This window comes from Hymenobacter sp. UYAg731 (assembly GCF_054061335.1).
The window spans coordinates 751,458-770,361 of sequence record NZ_JBSSEC010000002.1 but is presented as its reverse complement, the minus strand read 5'-3'; the positions used below and the strand labels follow the sequence as shown (position 1 = coordinate 770,361).

General features: G+C 59.3%; 13 protein-coding genes. 12 read left to right on the top strand and 1 reads right to left on the bottom strand.

The window, feature by feature from the left end:
* Positions 1-8 precede the first annotated feature (8 nt).
* The 10 genes from ACVWYF_RS07685 (at position 9) to ACVWYF_RS07640 (ending at position 12,924) form a co-directional block, all read left to right on the top strand.
* The gene (locus ACVWYF_RS07685) at positions 9-3,545 is read left to right on the top strand and encodes a DUF4175 family protein (RefSeq protein ID WP_457066276.1); all 3,537 of its coding nucleotides are present in this window, start codon (positions 9-11) and stop codon (positions 3,543-3,545) included.
* Between the two features lie 162 nt (positions 3,546-3,707).
* Positions 3,708-4,154 carry an ATP-binding protein gene (locus tag ACVWYF_RS07680; protein WP_457066274.1) on the top strand — a complete coding sequence of 149 codons (447 nt, stop codon included), beginning with the start codon at positions 3,708-3,710 and terminating at the stop codon, positions 4,152-4,154.
* Positions 4,155-4,170: 16 nt separating this feature from the next.
* Positions 4,171-4,668, top strand: a complete 498-nt coding sequence (gene ybeY / locus ACVWYF_RS07675) for an rRNA maturation RNase YbeY (protein WP_457066272.1) — start codon at positions 4,171-4,173, stop codon at positions 4,666-4,668.
* A gap of 115 nt (positions 4,669-4,783) precedes the next feature.
* Positions 4,784-5,548, top strand: coding sequence for a GNAT family N-acetyltransferase (locus tag ACVWYF_RS07670; RefSeq protein WP_457066270.1), 765 nt, complete (start codon positions 4,784-4,786; stop codon positions 5,546-5,548).
* A gap of 204 nt (positions 5,549-5,752) precedes the next feature.
* Positions 5,753-7,621: a tRNA uridine-5-carboxymethylaminomethyl(34) synthesis enzyme MnmG gene (gene mnmG / locus ACVWYF_RS07665; protein ID WP_457066268.1), complete on the top strand. Its 1,869-nt coding sequence runs from the start codon at positions 5,753-5,755 to the stop codon at positions 7,619-7,621.
* Between the two features lie 478 nt (positions 7,622-8,099).
* The gene (locus tag ACVWYF_RS07660) at positions 8,100-9,008 is read left to right on the top strand and encodes a class I SAM-dependent methyltransferase (RefSeq protein ID WP_457066266.1); all 909 of its coding nucleotides are present in this window, start codon (positions 8,100-8,102) and stop codon (positions 9,006-9,008) included.
* Positions 9,008-9,274, top strand: coding sequence for a hypothetical protein (locus tag ACVWYF_RS07655; protein WP_457066264.1), 267 nt, complete (start codon positions 9,008-9,010; stop codon positions 9,272-9,274). The genes ACVWYF_RS07660 and ACVWYF_RS07655 overlap by 1 nt, the downstream gene beginning before the upstream one ends.
* Positions 9,258-10,889, top strand: coding sequence for an Ig-like domain-containing protein (locus tag ACVWYF_RS07650; protein ID WP_457066262.1), 1,632 nt, complete (start codon positions 9,258-9,260; stop codon positions 10,887-10,889). Before ACVWYF_RS07655 ends, ACVWYF_RS07650 begins: the two co-directional genes overlap by 17 nt.
* A gap of 873 nt (positions 10,890-11,762) precedes the next feature.
* Positions 11,763-12,257 carry a DUF4385 domain-containing protein gene (locus tag ACVWYF_RS07645; RefSeq protein WP_457066260.1) on the top strand — a complete coding sequence of 165 codons (495 nt, stop codon included), beginning with the start codon at positions 11,763-11,765 and terminating at the stop codon, positions 12,255-12,257.
* A 181-nt stretch (positions 12,258-12,438) separates the two neighbouring features.
* Positions 12,439-12,924 carry a hypothetical protein gene (locus ACVWYF_RS07640; protein ID WP_342296067.1) on the top strand — a complete coding sequence of 162 codons (486 nt, stop codon included), beginning with the start codon at positions 12,439-12,441 and terminating at the stop codon, positions 12,922-12,924.
* Positions 12,925-13,109: 185 nt separating this feature from the next.
* Here ACVWYF_RS07640 and ACVWYF_RS07635 read toward each other — a convergent pair whose 3' ends face one another.
* Positions 13,110-14,513, bottom strand: coding sequence for an inorganic phosphate transporter (locus tag ACVWYF_RS07635; protein ID WP_457066258.1), 1,404 nt, complete (start codon positions 14,511-14,513; stop codon positions 13,110-13,112).
* A gap of 174 nt (positions 14,514-14,687) precedes the next feature.
* Between ACVWYF_RS07635 and ACVWYF_RS07630 the strand changes: the two genes are divergently transcribed.
* Positions 14,688-16,190, top strand: a complete 1,503-nt coding sequence (locus tag ACVWYF_RS07630) for a glycine--tRNA ligase (RefSeq protein WP_457066256.1) — start codon at positions 14,688-14,690, stop codon at positions 16,188-16,190.
* A 204-nt stretch (positions 16,191-16,394) separates the two neighbouring features.
* Entirely contained in the window at positions 16,395-18,842 is a 2,448-nt protein-coding gene (locus ACVWYF_RS07625; RefSeq protein WP_457066254.1) for an efflux RND transporter permease subunit, read from the top strand.
* The last annotated feature ends 62 nt before the right edge of the window (positions 18,843-18,904 follow it).

The window sequence follows — 18,904 nt, the reverse complement described above, 5'->3', positions numbered from 1 at the left end:
CGTGATTTATGGCGATGCTGATGGAGCACGGCCCGGCGGCGGCCGAGTATCCCGCCCTGGCGCGGGTGCGGACGGAGTTGGAGGCCTTTAAGCGCAAGTTTTACCTGAACCTGCTGGTGCGTGGCGGGCTGGTGGCTGGCGGGCTGCTGCTCACGTTTTTCGTGGCCTTCAACGGGCTCGAATACTTCCTGTACCTACCCACGGTGGTGCGGGCCGGGCTGCTGTTCGGCTTCATCGGCCTCACAATTTACAGCTTTGCACGCTGGATTTGGACGCCGCTGGCGGCCCTCACCAACCTGCGCCGGTTGCTGAGCGACGAGCAGGCCGCCCGCCGCGTCGGCGAGATTTTCCCGGAGGTGCAGGACCGGTTGGTGAACGCGCTCCAGCTGCAGGGGCAAGCCCGCGACAATGCCCTGATTGCGGCCAGCCTGGAGCAGCGCGCCGCGCAGTTCGGCCAGTATTCATTTGCCGAGGGCATCAACATCCAGCAGCAGAGCAAGCCCTTGTGGAAATACGCGGCCATTCCGGCGGCCGTGCTGCTGGCGCTGCTGGCGTTTTATCCCAGCTTTCTGGTGCAGGGCACGGAGCGCATCTGGCACTACAAGCGGGCGTACTCGCCGCCCGCGCCGTTTCAGTTTTTGATTAAGAATCCCAAGCTGACGGCTTTTCGGGGTGAAGATTTCACGCTGGACGTGGGCGTGGCGGGCGCGGCACTGCCGGCCGATGTCAGCATTGCCTTTAACAATGGCGAACGGCGGTTGAGCAAGGTGGCCGGCCACAGCGACCAATTCCGCTACACCTTCGAGCAGCCGCAGGGCGACGTGAGCTTTCAGCTGAAAGGGGCGGGGTTTGCTTCGCCCGAGTACCAGCTCACGATATTGGAACGGCCCAATCTGCGCGACTTCAAAGTCAACATCACTTACCCACCCTATACCGGTAAGCCGGCCGAAACCATCGAAAATGGCGGCAACCTGACCGTGCCTGAGGGCAGCACGGTGCGCTGGGAATTTGCCACAGCCGCGACGGATGAGCTGGCATTGGTGTTCCAGAACCCCGACGAAGCGCTGGCCGCCACCGGCGACGACGGCACCTTCACCGCCACGCGGCGCATCATGCGCTCACAGCCCTACCTGCTGCGCCTGAAAAACCCGGCCAGCCTCAACCGCGACCCCATTTCCTACCAGCTCACGGCCGTGCCCGATTTGCCGCCCTCGCTCACGCTGGAGGCTTTTTCCGATACTGTGACGCGGCGCTTTCTGGCGCTGGGCGGCACCGTGCGCGACGACTACGGCCTGACACGCCTGGAGCTGCACTACGCCTTGCGGCGGGCCGGACAGGGACCAAATTCGGCCCCCAGCCGCGCGGGCGCTACGCCGCTGGGCCTGCCCCGCGAGAGCGCCGGTACCTACGCCTACACCTGGAACCTGAACGCGCTGAATCTGCAGCCCGGCGACCGCCTCGAATACTTCGTGGAGGCCTGGGACAACGACGGCGTACACGGCCCCAAAGCCACCCGCACGCGGCCGGTCGAGTTCCGGCTGCCCAGCCGCCGCGAACTGCGCCAGGAGATGCAGGCCCAGGCGCAATCCGTGGCCAGCCAGATGAGCCAGGCGGCCAAGCAGAGCGAGAAGCTGGAACGCGAGCTGGCCAAAACCCAGGACAAGCTGAAAACCAAGCGCGACCTGAGCTTCCAGGACCGCAAGCAGCTGGAAAACATGCTGGACCAGAAAAACCAGCTGAACCAGCAGATGGAGCAGATGCAGAAAATGTTCGAGCAGCTGCAACAGAAGCAGGACCAGGCCAGTCCCAAAAGCGAGGAGTTGGCCAAGAAGGCCGAAGAGCTGAAAAAGCTGATGAACGACCTGCTCGACCCCGAAACCAAGAAGCTCTACGAGAAGCTGCGCAAGCTGCTGGAAGAACAGAAACAGCCCGACGCCGAGATGCAGAAGTTACTCCAGCAGCTCGAAAACAAGGAAGACACACTGCAAAAGGAGCTCGACCGCGCTCTTGAAATGTTCAAGCAGATGCAGCTGGAACAGAAGGCAGAGGAAACCGCCAACAAGCTCGATGAGTTGGCCAAGCAGGAAGATAAGCTGGCCGAAAAAACCGCGCAGAACGACAAGGAAAACCCCGACAACAAAGCCTCCAACCAAGACCAAAAAGCCAAACAGGAACAGCTAAAGCAGGAGCAGGCCGCGAACCAAAAGGAGTTCGAAGACTTGAAAAAAGAACTGCAAGACCTGAAGCAGATGGACAAGGAGCTGGGCGACCAGAACGGCATGGACGAGCAGAAGCCCGACCAGGAGCAGACCGACCAGGACATGCAGGAAAGCCAGCAGAGCCTGAGCAAAAACCAGAACAAAAAAGCCGCCGGCCAGCAGAAAAGCGCTGCCAACCGCATGAAGAAAATGGCGCAGAAAATGCGCGACCAGATGAGCGAGGAGGAAAGCGACCAGGCCCAGCAGAACATCGACGACCTGCGCGACATACTGGACAACCTGCTGACGCTGAGCTTCGACCAAGAACAGCTGATGAAGGACTTCCGCCGGGTAGACCAGTCCGACCCGCGCTTCGTGCAGCTGGGCCAGACCCAGCGCAAGCTGCGCGACGACGCCAAAATCATTCAGGATTCGCTGTATGCGCTGGCCAAGAAAGAGCCCAAAATTCAGAGCTTCGTGACCCGCGAGGTGGGCGAGATGAACGGCCGCATGGATGAGTCGCTCACCCACATTCAGCAGCGCGATTTGGGCCGCGCCACCGCCACCGAGCAGCAGGCCATGACGAGCATGAACAACCTGGCCCTGATGCTGCAAAGCTCCCTCGACCAGATGCAGCAGGAGGCCCAGGCCGGCAAAGGCCAGCCCAAGGACGGCCAGGGCAAGCCCGGCAAGAAAAAAGGCAAGGGCAAAGGGCAGGGCCAGGGCAGCAAGCCCGGCCCCGGCAACATGGGCAAGATGCAGCAGCAGCTCAACGAGCAGATTCAGCAGTTGTCGAAATCGGGCAAGTCGGGCCGCGAGATGTCGCAGGAGCTGGCCAAGCTGGCCGGCCAGCAGCAGATGCTGCGCCAGGCCATGCAGCAGCTCGACAAGTTGCAGCAGGGTGGCAAGCCCGGCAGCTCGCAGGGCCAAGGCGGGGGCCAGCCTGGCCAGGGGCAGAGCAAAGAAGGCAAGGATGGCAAAGAAGGCGGCCAGAATGGCAAGGACGGCAAAGGCGACCAGGGCGCGGGCGGCACCGGCGACATCAAGAAACTGATGGAGCAAACTGAAACCGACCTCGTAAACAAGCGCCTCACCGAAGAAACCATGATGCGCCAGCAGCAAATCCTCACCCGCCTGCTGGAGGTGGAAAAATCGGCCCGCGAGCGCGACCAGGACACCAAGCGCGAGGCCCAGACGGCTCAGTACAAACCCCCGGTTTTCCCGCCGGCGTTCGACAAATACAAGGTCAGCAAGGAACGCCAGACCGAATTGCTACGTAGTACACCCCCGAACCTGACTCCGTATTACCAACGCGAAGTGGGCGAGTATTTTCAGAAAATCAAATAATCCGAACGGCTTCCCATCCAAGCGGGCCGCCGTTTCGTTAACCAATTAGTGTACTGTTAGAACCAGGCATTTGAAGATAGCAGAAATAGTTGCGGTGCTTTGCCGCTAAAAGACTATTTTTGCCGCCCCAAAGCGCTGCCGCTCTTCCCATCAAATCACCTTATGAAGCAGGTAAAAATTCAGATTCCGTCGCTCGTCGAGAATATCCGCGTCGTTGAGAGTTTCATCGATAATTCCAAGGACACCTTTCAGATTGAGGACGATATCTACGGCAACATCATGGTGGCCGTGACCGAAGCGGTGAATAACGCCATTCGGCACGGCAATAAGTTCGACAAGGACAAGAACGTTTACCTGTCGCTCTACGTGGAGCCGCAGATGCTGAAGTTCGAGATTGAGGACGAAGGAACAGGTTTTAATTATGATAATCTTGACGACCCTACGGCCCCTGAAAACCTGGAAAACCCGGGTGGTCGCGGCATTTTCCTCATTCGCCACTTGGCCGATGAGGTGGAGTTCAGCAAAGAGGGCCGCTGTCTGCTGCTGACCTTCCAACTCTCGCCTACGCCCGCCGACGAAGCTTCGACCGCCGACCAAATCGCTGCCTAAAGCCGCCTGATTCCGCATGAACAGCACTCCGCCGATGGGCCCGCCCCACCACGAAAATTTCCCTCCCGGCGAGTTGCACCACGAAGCCCCCGGCATCGAGTTCATGGTGGAAGACGCGCCCGATTTCGAGCTTTCCGATGCCGAAAGCCTGCTGGACTGGATTGAGCGCGTGGCCAAGGTGCATGAGCACCGCATCGTGCAGCTCACCTACATCTTCTGCTCCGACGACTACCTGCACCGCCTCAACGTCGAATATCTCGCCCACGACACGCTGACGGACGTCATCACCTTCGATAACTCCGACGACGCGGACATCCTCGAAGGCGACATTTTCATCAGCGTGGAGCGCGTGCGCGACAATGCCCACGACCTCGGCATCCCATTCCGCGACGAGTTGCACCGCGTCATGATTCACGGCGTGCTGCACCTGCTCGGCTACCACGACAAGGACCTGCTGAGCCAGACGGCCATGCGCGCCAAAGAAGACTACTGCCTGGCGCTACGCGAATTCTAAGCCGGCATTGCCGCGATAAATAATCAAGAAACGTCATGCTGAGCGAAGTCGAAGCATCTCTACCGCGCAAGTAAATAATTACTCCTGCGGTGGATATGCTTCGACTTCGCTCAGCATGACGTTTTACTATCTGCCGTTGCCCGCCCCGTTTATGGCTGCCTCTTCTTCTGCCGATTTTCCAATCATTCGGGGCGATGCGCTGGATTTTTACCTCGCCCAAGGCTACTACCGCATGCAGCAGGACCTGTTCACCTGCCAGTTTGTGCCCTTTGATGGCCGCCTTTACACCGCCCACTGGCTGCGCCTCGACCTGGCCCGCGTGGAGTGGGGCCCCGAGCAGCGTCGGCTGCTGCGCCGCAACTCACGCTTCGCAGCCACCATCCGCCATTTCCGCCTCACCGAGGAGTACGAGGAGCTATATGCCCGCTACCGCGACGCCATCACCTTCGACGCCGCGCCCACCATTGCGGCAGTGCTGCTGGGAGATGCCACGCACAACGTCTTCAATACCCAAATTATCGAGCTGCGCGATGAGGGCCGCCTCATTGCTGCTGGCATCCTCGACTACGGCGAGCGCACCCTGGCCGGCATCCTCAATTTCTACGACCCCACCTACCACCGCCACAGCCTCGGCAAATACCTGCTGCTGCTGAAAACCGACTACGCCCGCCGCCGGCACCTCGATTACTATTACCCCGGCTACCTGGTGAATAATTATCCCAAATTCGACTATAAGCTCTTCGCCTGCGCTGCGGCTACGGAAGTATTCGACAGCATCAGCGGCCAGTGGCTGCCTTTTTCGTGGGAAGCCGTGCAGGCGAATTCGGACGAGCTACTTGCCGAATGGCTGCCGGAGGATTTGCAGGGTACGGCCATTTAGCTCCAAGTTCTGGAATCCACCCCTCGTTTCGCGTGAAACCGGCGGCCGGAGCCGAATTGCGTAATTTTGTAGCTATCAACGCCGGGCGGGCTTTTTTTCGCGCCAGGTTTCGCCAAGTTGAAATCAAGTTTCGCAAAGCTTGGTTTTAACCTTTATCGCCTTGGCGAGACTTCCATTTTAAACTCCGCGAGACTTCGCGCTCCTATGTTTCAGCAAGAAGAATACGACGTCATTGTAGTAGGCGCGGGCCACGCCGGCTGCGAAGCCGCTGCCGCCGCCGCCAACCTGGGCTCGAAAGTGCTGCTGGTGACGATGAACATGAACACCATCGCCCAGATGTCGTGCAACCCGGCCATGGGCGGCGTGGCCAAGGGCCAGATTGTGCGCGAAATTGACGCGCTGGGCGGCCAGTCGGGCATCATCACCGACCAGACCATGATTCAGTTTCGGATGCTGAACCGCTCGAAAGGCCCCGCCATGTGGAGCCCCCGCGCCCAGAGCGACCGCATGCGTTTCGCCGAAGCCTGGCGCCTGACCCTGGAAGGCATCGCCAACGTAGACTTCTGGCAGGAAGCCGTGACCGGCGTGGTGGTGGAAAACGACACCGTGGTAGGCGTGAGAACGGCCCTTGGCATTGAGTTTCGGGGTAAGTCGGTCGTGCTGACCAATGGCACGTTCCTGAATGGCCTCATCCACATCGGAGAGAAGAATTTTGGCGGCGGCCGGGCGGCCGAAAAGGGCAGCCGGGGCATCACCGAGCAGTTGGTGGAGCTGGGCTTTGAAGCGGGCCGCATGAAAACCGGCACCCCGCCCCGCGTGGACGGCCGCAGCCTCGACTACTCCAAAATGGAGGTGCAGGGCGGCGACGACGTGCCCAGCAAATTCTCCTACCTCGACACGCCACGGCTGGTTAATCAGCGCCCCTGCTACATCACCTACACCAACGAGCGGGTGCATAACATCCTGCGCGAGGGCTTCGAAAAGTCGCCCATGTTCCAGGGCCGTATTAAGGGCCTGGGGCCGCGCTACTGTCCCAGCGTGGAAGACAAAATCAACCGCTTCGCCGACAAGGACCGCCACCAGATTTTCGTGGAGCCCGAGGGTTGGAGCACGGTGGAATGCTACGTGAATGGTTTTTCGAGCAGTTTGCCGGAAGATGTGCAGTACCGCGCCCTGCGCGAAATCGCGGGCTTTGAGAGGGCCAAGATGTTCCGCCCCGGCTACGCCATCGAGTACGACTTTTTCCCACCCACGCAGCTTGCGCTCACCCTCGAAACCAAGCTGATTGCAGGCCTGTATTTCGCGGGCCAGATAAACGGTACCACCGGCTACGAGGAAGCCGCCTGCCAGGGCCTGATGGCTGGCATCAACGCCCACAACAAAGTGCATGGCAAACAGCCGTTCGTGCTCAAAAGGAGCGAGGCTTACATCGGCGTGCTCATCGACGACTTGGTGAACAAGGGCACCGACGAGCCCTACCGCATGTTCACGAGCCGCGCCGAGCACCGCATTCTACTGCGTCAGGACAACGCCGACCTGCGCCTCACGCCGCTGGGCCACGAGTTGGGCCTGGCTTCGGATGAGCGCCTGGCCCGCGTGCGGATGAAAGAAGAGCAGACGGCTGAAATCGGCGCGCTGTTCCAGAAATTCGCCATCGAAACCGCCGAAATCAACCCGCTATTGGTAGAGCTGGGCTCGGCCGAAATCCACGAAAAAACCCGCGCCGTGAACCTGCTGCGCCGCCCCAACGTGGAGTTGGCCGACCTGCGTCGCGCCCTGCCCGCCCTGGACGACGCGCTGGCCGCCTACGATGCCGAGGCGCTGGAGCAGGCCATCATCAACATCAAGTACGAGAGCTACTTGCTGAAGGAAAACCAGCAGGCCGAGCGTATGCAGGAGCTCGAAAACTTCGTGATTCAGGGCCGGCTCGACTACCGCGCCATGCCCGCCCTCAGCCATGAGGCCCGCGAAAAGCTCCTCAAGATTCAGCCCGAAACCATTGGGCAGGCTTCCCGCATCAGCGGCATCTCCCCGGCCGACGTGTCGGTGCTGATGGTGTATTTGGGGCGGTAGGAGGGTGCTAGTATGGTACTACGTAAACGCTACTTTTTGCTATTAGAGCTTGCTGCCGGAACTGGAGTAGTTGGCTTGCTGCTGTTTTTGTTTCAGTATCCCAAACTGTTCGATAGTGCAGAATACTTCGATAAAGTAATTCTCATTTGGTGGTTTTCCACGGTGGGGTCGCTGCTCGGGTTTATTGTGGGATTGTTCATGATGCTCCGCAATTTGGTGCATAAGCTTTGGAAACCAGCTTTGGGCTGGCTGCTGGTATGCGGGTTAGGCTTGGGCACAAGTCTAATCTTATGGCTAGCCACTAGCATCGTTATGCTAGGCTCCATGGGCGACCCGGACCCAGCTGAGGCTATTCGTATGGAAGCCCAATAGCATCAACAATAGCCAGACTTCGTTCCTGCCAAAATCTTGCGAACTTTGCCCAGCTATGAAATGAGCTGCGCTACTGCCGGCCAGCTTTTGCCCTTTAGAAGTATCCGTGTCGTACGAACGAATTGATAATTGCCCGGTTTGCGGCAAAACTGACTTCAAAAACAAGCTGGTGGTCGAAGACCGCACGGTGAGCCACGAAAGCTTCGCCATTGTGCAGTGCGCGGCGTGCAGCTTCCAGTTTACCAATCCACGGCCCAATGAGGCCGAAATTGGCAAGTATTACGAGTCCGATGCCTACGTGTCGCACAACAGCGCGGCCCAGGGCTTCGTAAACCAGGCGTATAAGGTAGCGCGGTTTTTCACCATGCGCCGCAAGGTGGGTTTGCTGAATAAGCTGGCTCCGCGCCGGGGCAAATTGCTGGACTACGGCTGCGGCACGGGCCATTTTCTGGCTGCCGCCAAGTCGGCCGGCTGGCAGGTGGCGGGCCTAGAACCCAGCGCCCGCGCCCGCGCCGAAGCCAGCCAGCGCCTCGGCCAGCCGATAGGGCAGGAGAGTCTGGCCCAGTTTCAGCCCGGCACGTTCGATGCGATTACGCTCTGGCACGTACTGGAGCACGTCCACACCCTCAACGAGACGCTGGTCCAGTTGGTGGCTTTGCTGAAGCCGGACGGCGTACTCCTCATCGCCGTGCCCAACGTGGAAAGCCTCGACGCCCAGCACTACCGCGAGTTGTGGGCGGCCTACGACGTGCCGCGCCATCTCTATCATTTCGCGCCCAAAACCATGGCCCAGCTGCTCAAAAAGCACAAATTGGCCATTCGCCAGACGCTGCCCATGCCGCTTGATGCCTACTACGTGAGCATGCTCAGCGAGAAGCACAAGGCCGAGCGGGCGGGCGGCCTGCTCACCGTGCTCAAGGCGGGCTACAAGTCCAATGTGTACGCCGAGGAGCACGAAGGGCAGTATTCGAGCCTGCTCTACGTGGCCGGGCGGCGCACCCCGGCCGGGGCCTGATGCGGCCGGTGGCCCGGTGGCGACTGGTGATGGCGGCGGGCCTGCTGGCCACCGCCGCCCATGCCCAAACCGTACCCACGCCGCTGCCCGATTCCATCAAAAAGCCACCGCCGACCTTTGTGGCCGATACCGCCCGGCGCGTTGTGGTCGTTAGCACCACCGAGCCGACTTCCGAGGTGACGCGCCGTACGGGGCTGCGCATTGGGGCGGCCATTGTTGTTCTTACGCTCACCACGCTGCTGTTGTATAATGTCCGTTCGCGCTGAATTGCTGGCTTTGCTGGCGCTGGTTGCCCTGCTTGAAAGCTGCGCCGCCGTGGCCCCGCCCTTGGGTGGCCCGCGCGACCGCACCCCGCCGCGCCGCATCAGCAGCTCGCCCGACAGCGCGGCCCGCAACGTGAAGCAGCTCTTCGTGCGGCTCAATTTTTCGGAGCCCGTCATCACCAAAGAGCTGAGCAAAAACCTGCTCATCACGCCCCAGCTGCCAGAAGACAACCCCTACAAGCTGCGCGAAGACCGCAACTCCATCACGCTGCTCTTCGAGAAGCCGCTCGATGCTAATACTACTTACAGCTTTAATTTCCGGGAGGCCGTGGTGGACATCACCGAAGCCCTACCGGCCAAAAATGCCTACCTCACCTTCAGCACCGGGGCCGCACTCGACTCGGGTAAGGTACGCGGCAGCCTTACCGATGTGCTCACGGGCAGGACCGTGGAGGGCTCCAGCATCGGCCTGTACCGCGAGGGCGACACGCTGGGCGTGCGCAAAGGCCGCCCGTACTACACCGTACTTACCGACAAAGCCGGGAAATTCAGCCTGAATTTTCTCAAAGCCGGCACCTACAAAATCTACGCCGTGGCCGATAAGAATAACAACGGCCGCTACGACGAAGGCGAGAAAATAGCCTACCTGCCCACGCCCATCACCATCGAGGGCAGCACCGGCCAGGACATTCCCTTGGTGCTTACCCAGCCCGATAAGCGCCCCCCGCTTATCACCTCGCGCACCCCCGGCCCCACGCAGCTGCGCCTCAGCCTGAGCGAAGGCGTGCGCACGGCCACGCTGGTCCCGCTGGACGGCAAGGCCACCCCGGCCGCCGTGACCGAAGCCGTGCAGCTGGCCGACCGGGGCCGCTCGGTGGTGCTTTTCAAAACCCCCGAAGTGGGCGATGGCCGCTATGTGCTGACCGCCACCGACAGCACCGGCAACGTGGGCCACGATACGCTGCAAGTGAAATTCCCGGTGCCGGCCGCCGCCAAAAAAGCCCCCGCCCCATCGCTCTACACCGTGGAGGGCGGTGCGCGCAACGTGTACCCCGAGGGCCAGATAAAATTCCAGTTTTCGGTGCCCGTACGCATTGCCAAAGACCGGCCGTTTGGCACCTTGGTGGAGGATTCGGTGAAGCGTCGCCCCTTGCGCCTGCCCGCCGACGGCGTGCTCAGCCCCGACCGCACCGAGCTGGCCGTGCGCTTCAATTCCAAGGCCAAAAAACGGCTCGAAATCCTGCTCGACAGCACGGCCATCACCGCTATCACCGCCCAAAACCTGCGCCTGAAGCCCCTGCGCCTCGGCATCAGCGAGCAGGATGTGTCCACCAGCCTCTCAGGCACCATCACGACCAAGGAAAAGAGCTTTGAACTGCAGCTGCTCAATGAGAAGTTCGAAGTGGTGGCCAGCCTGCTTTCGCCCAAGGGCACTTACCTATTCTCGGATATGGCCCCCGCTACCTATCGCCTGCGTGTGCTCATCGACACCAACGGCGACGGCCGCTGGCGCGGCGGCGACCCCAACCTGCTGCTGGTGCCCGAGCCCGTGTACCTCGACCCCAAGCCCCAGCAGGTCCGCGCCGGCTTCGACATCGTGGAACCGCTGAAATTTTAGCCGCAGTACCCTTTCCCCGGTGGTGTGCCAATCTGTCTGTTTTTGAATCAGGCGGGTTCTTACGGCATTTCGACGTTGCTATTTAGATTGGTATTTCGCTCGCGGACGGTGCCGCTGTACTCCAGCTTTTACCCTTTTCCTGGCTTAGCCAACTCCATTCAATAGGCTCGGCTCCGATAGTGAAACCCACTAAAACCCGTTAGGCTGTCCACATTAGTGGATAACTTTCCTTCTTTTCCAGTTACTGAGCCGCATTTTCGCCTTTAATCCACTGCTTTTCCACGGGGTTTTCCACATTGGTTACTGAGTGGGGATGACTTCGGGGATAACCTGGGGGAAACACTCCAGCGGCGCGGGGATAAATGGGGTAGAAGTTTTTTTGGCCAGCAGGCTGTCCGCACAGGGCAAATTGGGCGGGGATAACCGTGGATAACTATCCCCGTGGAAAACGCCTTCCCACACCGCCGTTTTTCAGGGGATAACGAAAATGTGGAAACGCGGTGGATATGTTGACAATAGGCATAACCACTTTATAATCAATTTGATATTTTCCACAATGCCGGTGTATAGCCCGTGGATAAAACCGGCATTACCCCCACGTTATCCCCAGCGTGGATAACCTGCCCGGCTTTTCCACTTATCAACCGACCTAATGAGTGGAAATAAAAAAGATTTTTAAGAAAAAAATTTAATCAAAAATTGAAAGTGGGGAAAACCCGGGTGGGAGATGCTTTTCGAATTCCCCGTTTCGTTTAGCCAAAAGCGCTGCTCAAAAAAATGGAAAGGCCCAGGCGATTTGAATTTTGAAAAGCGGGCTTCCGGTTTTTGAGGGAATCCGTATGGGTTATGCACACCGCACAACTGCTTTTCCCCATGCCGTTCGATTACACCCTCGATTTCCATGCCGTCGACTTCCGCCTGCACCCCGAGCTCTACCGCGTGGGTCGGGGCGAGCAGGGCGTGCTGCTGGTACAGCCCTACAAGGCTGAGATTCTGCCCCACTGGCGCTTCAAAGACGCGGCAGCAGCCCGGGAGTCATCCGAAACGATTTACGGCCTGTTTGAGGCTTATTTGAAGGCCCACGATTTTGTGGGAGCCGACATGGCCCGCAAATTCATCCAAATGGGCTTCACCCGGGCCCGGCGCTACGCCAACCACGCCGGCGGCAAGAAATACGCCGGCCCCGTGCCCGACGACAAAAAAGGCCAGAGCGGGGCCCACGGCCGGCCCGAATTGCCCCGCAATCCCCACCCCGATGTGGATAAGGTGGAAGCCGCCGCCATTTTCAAGCGCAAGTGGGACGAGGCTAAAGCCAATTCCGAATACGTCCGACAGAAAGAGGAGTTTGTGGACAAGTACGGGAAGTAGGGGGGATAACGAAACGTCATGCTGAGCGCAGCCGAAGCATCTCGCGTGGGACAGTGAACCAATCGTTCAACGATGCGAGCGAGATGCTTCGGCTGCGCTCAGCATGACGTTCTTTCTCGTCAACGCCCAACCACCCGGCCTCCCTGCCTACCTTTGCTTACTACCCTTCACCCCAACCCGTATGAGCACCCCCCAACCCTCTAGCATCGAGGAAAACGAAATCATTCTGGGCACCGGCATGGGCCCGCTACGCTTCGGCGCGACCATGGACGAAGTGCGCACCCTCGTGGGCGAACCCGAGGAAATTGAAGAGTCCGACGACGACGACGACTTCGAGCACCAAGCCTGGAACTACCACGAGGAAGACTACCTGCTCTCGCTCTACTTCGACCGCGAAGACGACTTCCGCCTGAGCTGCATCGAAACCGACAACCCCAACATGCGCCTCTACGGCGAGGCCATCTACGGCCTGAGCGTGGACCAGGTGAAGGCCCTCATGGAGCGCCATGGGCAGGCCACGCCCGAGCTGGAAACCATGGAAGAAGGCGCCATCCGCCTGTCCTACGAGAAGTCGATGATTGACTTATACTTTGAAGAAGGCGAGCTGCAGTTCGTCAATTTCGGCGTGTTCATCAACGACGATATGGAAGTGCAGTGGCCTAAATAAAGCTAGCTTATCCACATTTCGGCCATTTCCGGCTGTGGATAAGTGGATAACAACATGAAAACGGGGTGCTTATCCCCGTTTCGGGACACTGGGTTCAAAATGGGCCAGTACCCAAGCTGCTAGTTAATAAAAAAGGCTGTCTCACAATGAGACAGCCTTTTTTGTGTTTTGGCAGGTCGAGCTTGCTAGCCCAGCACGGCCCGGAACAACAGGAACAGCAGGCCCGAGAGCACCATGGTCACTGGCAGTGTGAGTACCCAGGCCAGGGCAATATTGCGCACCATGCCGGGGTTGATGTTCTTCACGCCGCGGCTGGCCACCATGCTGCCCGCGATGGACGAGGTGAGCACATGCGTGGTGGACGAGGGCAGGTTGAGCCAGGTGGAGGAGCCAATCATCAGCGCCGCCACCAGTTCCGAGGAGGCCCCCTGGGCGTAGCTCAGGTGCTCCTTGCCGATGCGCTCGCCGATGGTTTTCACGATGCGCTGCCAGCCAATCATGGTGCCGCAGGCCAGCGAAAGGCTTACCATCAGCAGCACCCACCAGGGGGCGTAGTCGGTGAAGGTTTTCATCTCCTTGGCGGCATCGTCGTAGCTCTTGCGGTCGGCCGTGCTCAGGCTCACTTTCTCGGAGCCGAGGAGCTTTTTGGCGCGGTTGGTGAGCAGCAGCACGTCGCGGCGGATTTCGAAGCGCGTTTGCTGGGGCAACTGCTTGATGTCGGTTTTGCCGGCGAAAATGCGGTCGAGGTCGGCCGTCTTTTCCTGGATTTCGACCAAATCCTTCTGGTCTTTGGGGCTGAGGTCGGCGCGGTTTACGCGGCTGACGACATACTCCACTTTGGTCAGCGAATCGCGCAGGTCGAGCGGATTCTTGCTTTCATCCAGCGCAAAGCGGAAGGGCACGATGCCAATCAGAATCAGCATGACCAGGCCCACGCCCTTTTGCCCGTCGTTGGAACCGTGAAAAAAGCTCACCAGCGTGCAGGTGGTGATGAGCAGCAGGCGAATCCAGATGGGCGGGGGCTTGCGCTTGTGCGGCTCCTTGAAAATGGCCTTGCTGGGCGCGAAGCGCTTGAACAGGAACATCATGCCAATGGTGAGTGCGAAGCCCAGCAGCGGCCCCACCAGCAGCGCCACGCCCGTTTCGCCGGCTTTGGTCCAGTTCACGGCCGTGCCGCGTGACTCGGGCAGTAGCGAATACGCGATGCCGACGCCCAGAATGGAGCCGATGAGGGCGTGCGAGCTGGAGGCCGGAATGCCGTAGTACCAGGTACCGATGTTCCAGATAATGGCGGCCAGAATGAGCGCGCCCACCATGGCAATGCCGTGGTACACGTTGGCGTCGACCAAGCTTTCGACGGGCAGCAAATAGACGATGCCCATGGCCACGCCAATGCCGCCGGAGAACACGCCAATAAAATTCCAGAACGCCGACCACACCACCGCGACCCAGGGCCGCAGCGCATTAGTGTAGATGACGGTGGCCACGGCGTTGGCCGTGTCGTGGAAGCCATTCACGAACTCGAACGCGCAGGCGGCCAGCAGGCACACGCCGAGGAGCAGAAGTACGTGAGGTTCTAAACCAAACATAAAGAGGGGGTTGGTGGGTACTTAAGTTGAATCATGGGTCAAAGGTAGGAAGGTAGCTTACAGACGCTATGTTACCGAATTGTGATGGCAGGGCGATTCCGTGAAGCAGGAATGAATTTCGCGCCTTCTACGCAGAAGTTTCAGCTTGCGCCGCATCGGCCTACTTTTGTGGGTATGAACCCAGCAATCGAAACCACCCAGCTTAAGGATATTGTGGCCCACGCCAAGGAATACGGCTTCGTCTTCCAGTCATCGGAAATCTACGACGGCCTGGCCGCCGTGTACGACTACGGCCCCAACGGCGTGGAGCTGAAAAACAACCTTAAGCGCCTGTGGTGGGAAGCCATGACCCAACTCAACGGCAACGTGGTGGGCATCGACGCGGCCATTTTCATGGACCCGCGCACCTGGGAAGCCAGCGGCCACATCGCCGGCTTCAACGACCCGCTCATTGACAATCTCGACAGCAAGAAGCGCTACCGCGCCGACGTGCTACTCGAAGAAAAAGCCGCCGAGTACGAAAATGCCGGCGACCCCGCCCGCGGGGCCGCCCTCACCGCCGAGATGGGCCGACTGCTGACGGCCAACGACCTGGCCGGCGTGCGTGAACTCATTATCAATGAGAAAATCCTGTGCCCCGTTTCCAAAACCGGCAACTGGACCGACGTGCGCCAGTTCAACCTGATGTTCTCGACCCAAGGCTCGGCCGTGGACTCGGACGCGCCGCCCGTGTACCTGCGCCCCGAAACGGCCCAGGGTATTTTCGTGAACTTCCTGAACGTGCAGAAATCGGCCCGCATGAAGATTCCGTTTGGTATCGCGCAGATTGGCAAGGCGTTCCGGAACGAGATTGTGGCCCGGCAGTTCATCTTTCGGATGCGGGAGTTTGAGCAGATGGAGATGCAATTCTTCGTGCGCCCCGGCACCGAAGGCGAGTGGTACGACACTTGGAAAGCCTCGCGCCGCCGCTTCCACGAGGCGCTGGGCCTGCCTGCCGCCAAGCTGCGCTTCCACGACCACGACAAGCTAGCGCACTACGCCAAAGCGGCCGTGGATATCGAGTACGAATTTCCTTTCGGCTTTAAGGAAATGGAGGGCATCCACTCGCGCGGCGACTTCGACCTGACCCAGCACCAGAACCTAAGCCGCAAAAAGCAGCAGTATTTCGACGCGGATATCGACCCCGCCACTGGCAAAGCCTACGGCAACTACGTGCCCTTCGTAGTCGAAACCTCCGTTGGTGCCGACCGCCTGTTCCTGGCCACGCTCTGCAACGCCTACGAGGAGGAAACCATCACGGAAGGGGAGGGCGACGCCCAAACCACCAAAACCCGCACCGTGCTGAAGCTGCACCCCGCCGTGGCCCCGGTGAAAGCGGCCATCTTCCCGCTCGTCCGCAAAGACGGCATGCCCGAGAAAGCCCAGGAAATCTTCGATGCGCTGAAGTTCGATTTCCGCCTTGTGCTGGAAGAGCGCGACGCCATCGGCAAGCGCTACACCCGCCAGGACCTCATTGGTACGCCCTTCTGCATCGTGGTGGACGGCCAGACCCTGGAGGACGAAACCGTGACCGTGCGCCACCGCGACTCCCGCGAGCAAACCCGCATGCCCATTTCGGAGCTGAAAAGCTACATCGGCGAGGCGGTGAGCTTCCGCCGCGTCTTCGAGCAGCTGTAGGAACCCGTAGCGCGCACTGTGCAGTCCGCGCCCCGCGCCGTTTCGACGGCAATAGCCCGTAGCGCGGACTTTGCAGTCCGCGTCCCCGCACCGTTTCAGCGATTTGTAACGGCGTGGGGACGCGGACTGCAAAGTCCGCGCTACTTGTTTGAAAGCGGCCAACGCCCCGGCCCGTACGTAACTTTGCCTCTTTACAAGGATTTTATGTGGGAAAAGCTAGCCTTATTCATCATCCGGTTTCGCCTGTCGCTGGTCGCGGTGCTGGCCGTCATCACCGTTTTCATGGCCTACAAGGCCAAGGACGTGGAAATGACCTACGACTTTGCCCAGGTGGTGAGCGAGAAGGACCCGGATATGCTCTATTTCAAGCAGTTCAAGCACACGTTTGGGGAGGATGGTAACGTGCTGGTTATCGGCCTGCAGGACAGTTCGGTGTACAAGCTGGGCAACTTCAATGAGTTCCGCCTGCTCACCGATACGTTGGCTAAAGTGCAGGGTGTGAACGGCGTACTCAGCGTGAGCAAGCTGCTCAACATCAGCAAAGACACGACGAATAACAGCTTTGTAGCCAAACCCATCTTCAAAAATCCGCCGCGCAGTCAGAAGGAATTGGACAGCCTGATGCGCGTCGTGAACAGCGTGGAGTTCTACAAAGGCCAGCTCATCAGCCCCACTACCGGGGCCACGCTGCTGGCCCTCACCATGGATCCGAAGTACCTGAATTCATCGAAGCGGCAGGCGGTGATGAACAACATTCTGGGCTTTGCCGGGCAGTTTGAGAAGAAAACCGGCATCAAGCTGCACTACGCCGGCCTGCCCTACGTGCGCTCCACGATGACGAGCAAGGTGGCCGGCGAGATGAAATTCTTCACCATTCTGGCGATGATTGTGACCGGCATCACGCTGCTGGTGTTCTTCCGGACGTGGTCGGCCGTGGTGTTTCCGCTCATCGTGGTGGGCGTGACGGTCATCTGGTGCATTGGCTCGATTGTGCTGCTGGGCTACAAAATCAACCTGCTCACGGGCCTGATTCCAAGCATTATCATCGTTATCGGCATCCCTAACTGCACCTACCTGCTCTCGCGCTACCACTACGACTACCGAAAATCGGGCAACCAGATGCTGGCCATGACACGGGTAATCCGCAAAATCGGCCTCGTCACCCTCATGAATAACACGACCACGGCCGTGGGCTTCATCGTATTTGCCTTCACTGATATTGCCATTCTCTACCAGTTCGGTATCGTGGCCACGGTCAACATTTTCGCGGCCTTCATCATCAGCTTCATCCTGATTCCGGCCGCCTTCACCTTCCTGCCGCCGCCCACCGCCAAGCAGCTGGAGCACCTCGACGCCGCGCCCCTCACCAAGCTGCTGGAGTTCTTCGACCACCTCGTGCTCGACCGTCGGCCCACGGTGTACATCGCCGCGCTGGTGCTGGTGGCGGGCGCGGCCATCGGGATTTCGCGCATCGAATCCGTGTCGTACATGGTGGATGATTTGCCCAAGAAAAGCTCCGTGAACTCCGATTTGGCCTTTTTCGAAAGCCATTTCAATGGCGTGATGCCGCTGGAATTCGAAGTCGATACCCACAAGAAAAAGGGCCTGTTCAAGCTCAAGAATCTGGAGAAAATCGACCAGTTCGAGAAATACCTGCGCACGCAGCCGGAACTCTCGCCGCCCGTCAGCCTAGTGACATTCCTCAAGGCCAGCACGCAGGCATTTTACAACGGCAACCCGCAGTTCTACCGCCTGCCCGATAATTCGGAAAAGAACTTCATCCTTAGTGCGTTGGCTAACTCGGGCGGCTCCGCCGGCGGCGCGGGCATGAACAGCAAGCTGCTGCGCTCCTTCATCGACAGCACTAGCCAGAAAGCTCGTATTAGCCTGAAAATTGCGGATATCGGCTCTCAGAACCTGGACACGCTGATGAACACGAAAATCATCCCGGAGATGAATCGCATCTTCAAAGGCACAGGAATGGACATCCGCCCCACGGGCACGACCATCATCTTCACGAAGGGCAACGAATACGTTATCCACACCCTGCGCGACAGCCTGTTTATGGCTTTCGGGCTGGTAGGCTTGGTGGTGCTGCTGCTGTTCCGCTCCTTCAAAACCGTGCTTTTCGCGCTCATCCCCAATGCTGTGACGCTGATTCTTACAGCCGGCATCATGGGTTATTTCAACATCGCGCTCAAACCCAGCACGGCCCTGATTTTCGTGATTGCGCTGGGTATTGATGGGGATAACTCCATTCACCTGCTGGCCAAATTCCGCCAGGAAATGGTCCTGAACGGCAACCGCGTGCGCGAAGCCGTATCCGTGACGCTCAGCGAGGCGGGCACCAGCATGATATACACGAGCATCGTGTTGTTCGTGGGTTTCAGCATCTTCGCCTTCAGCGAATTTGGCGGTACCAAAGCCCTGGGAATGTTGATGTCGGCGTCGCTGTTGATAACGAACTTCTCGAACCTGATTCTGCTGCCCTCGCTGCTCGTGACCTTCGAGCACGGCAAGGGTGGCGATATGGATACCAACGCCCTCATCCGGCACTACGACGAGTCGTACCACGAGGAGGACGACGACGCGGATTTAAACCTTGCCGAAATGCATAAAGCCGCCGATTACGAAGGCGACTACACGATTTAGAACGAAGCTTACCCAAAAGACCGTCATGCTGAGCACAGCCGAAGCATCTCGCGTGCAGTAGT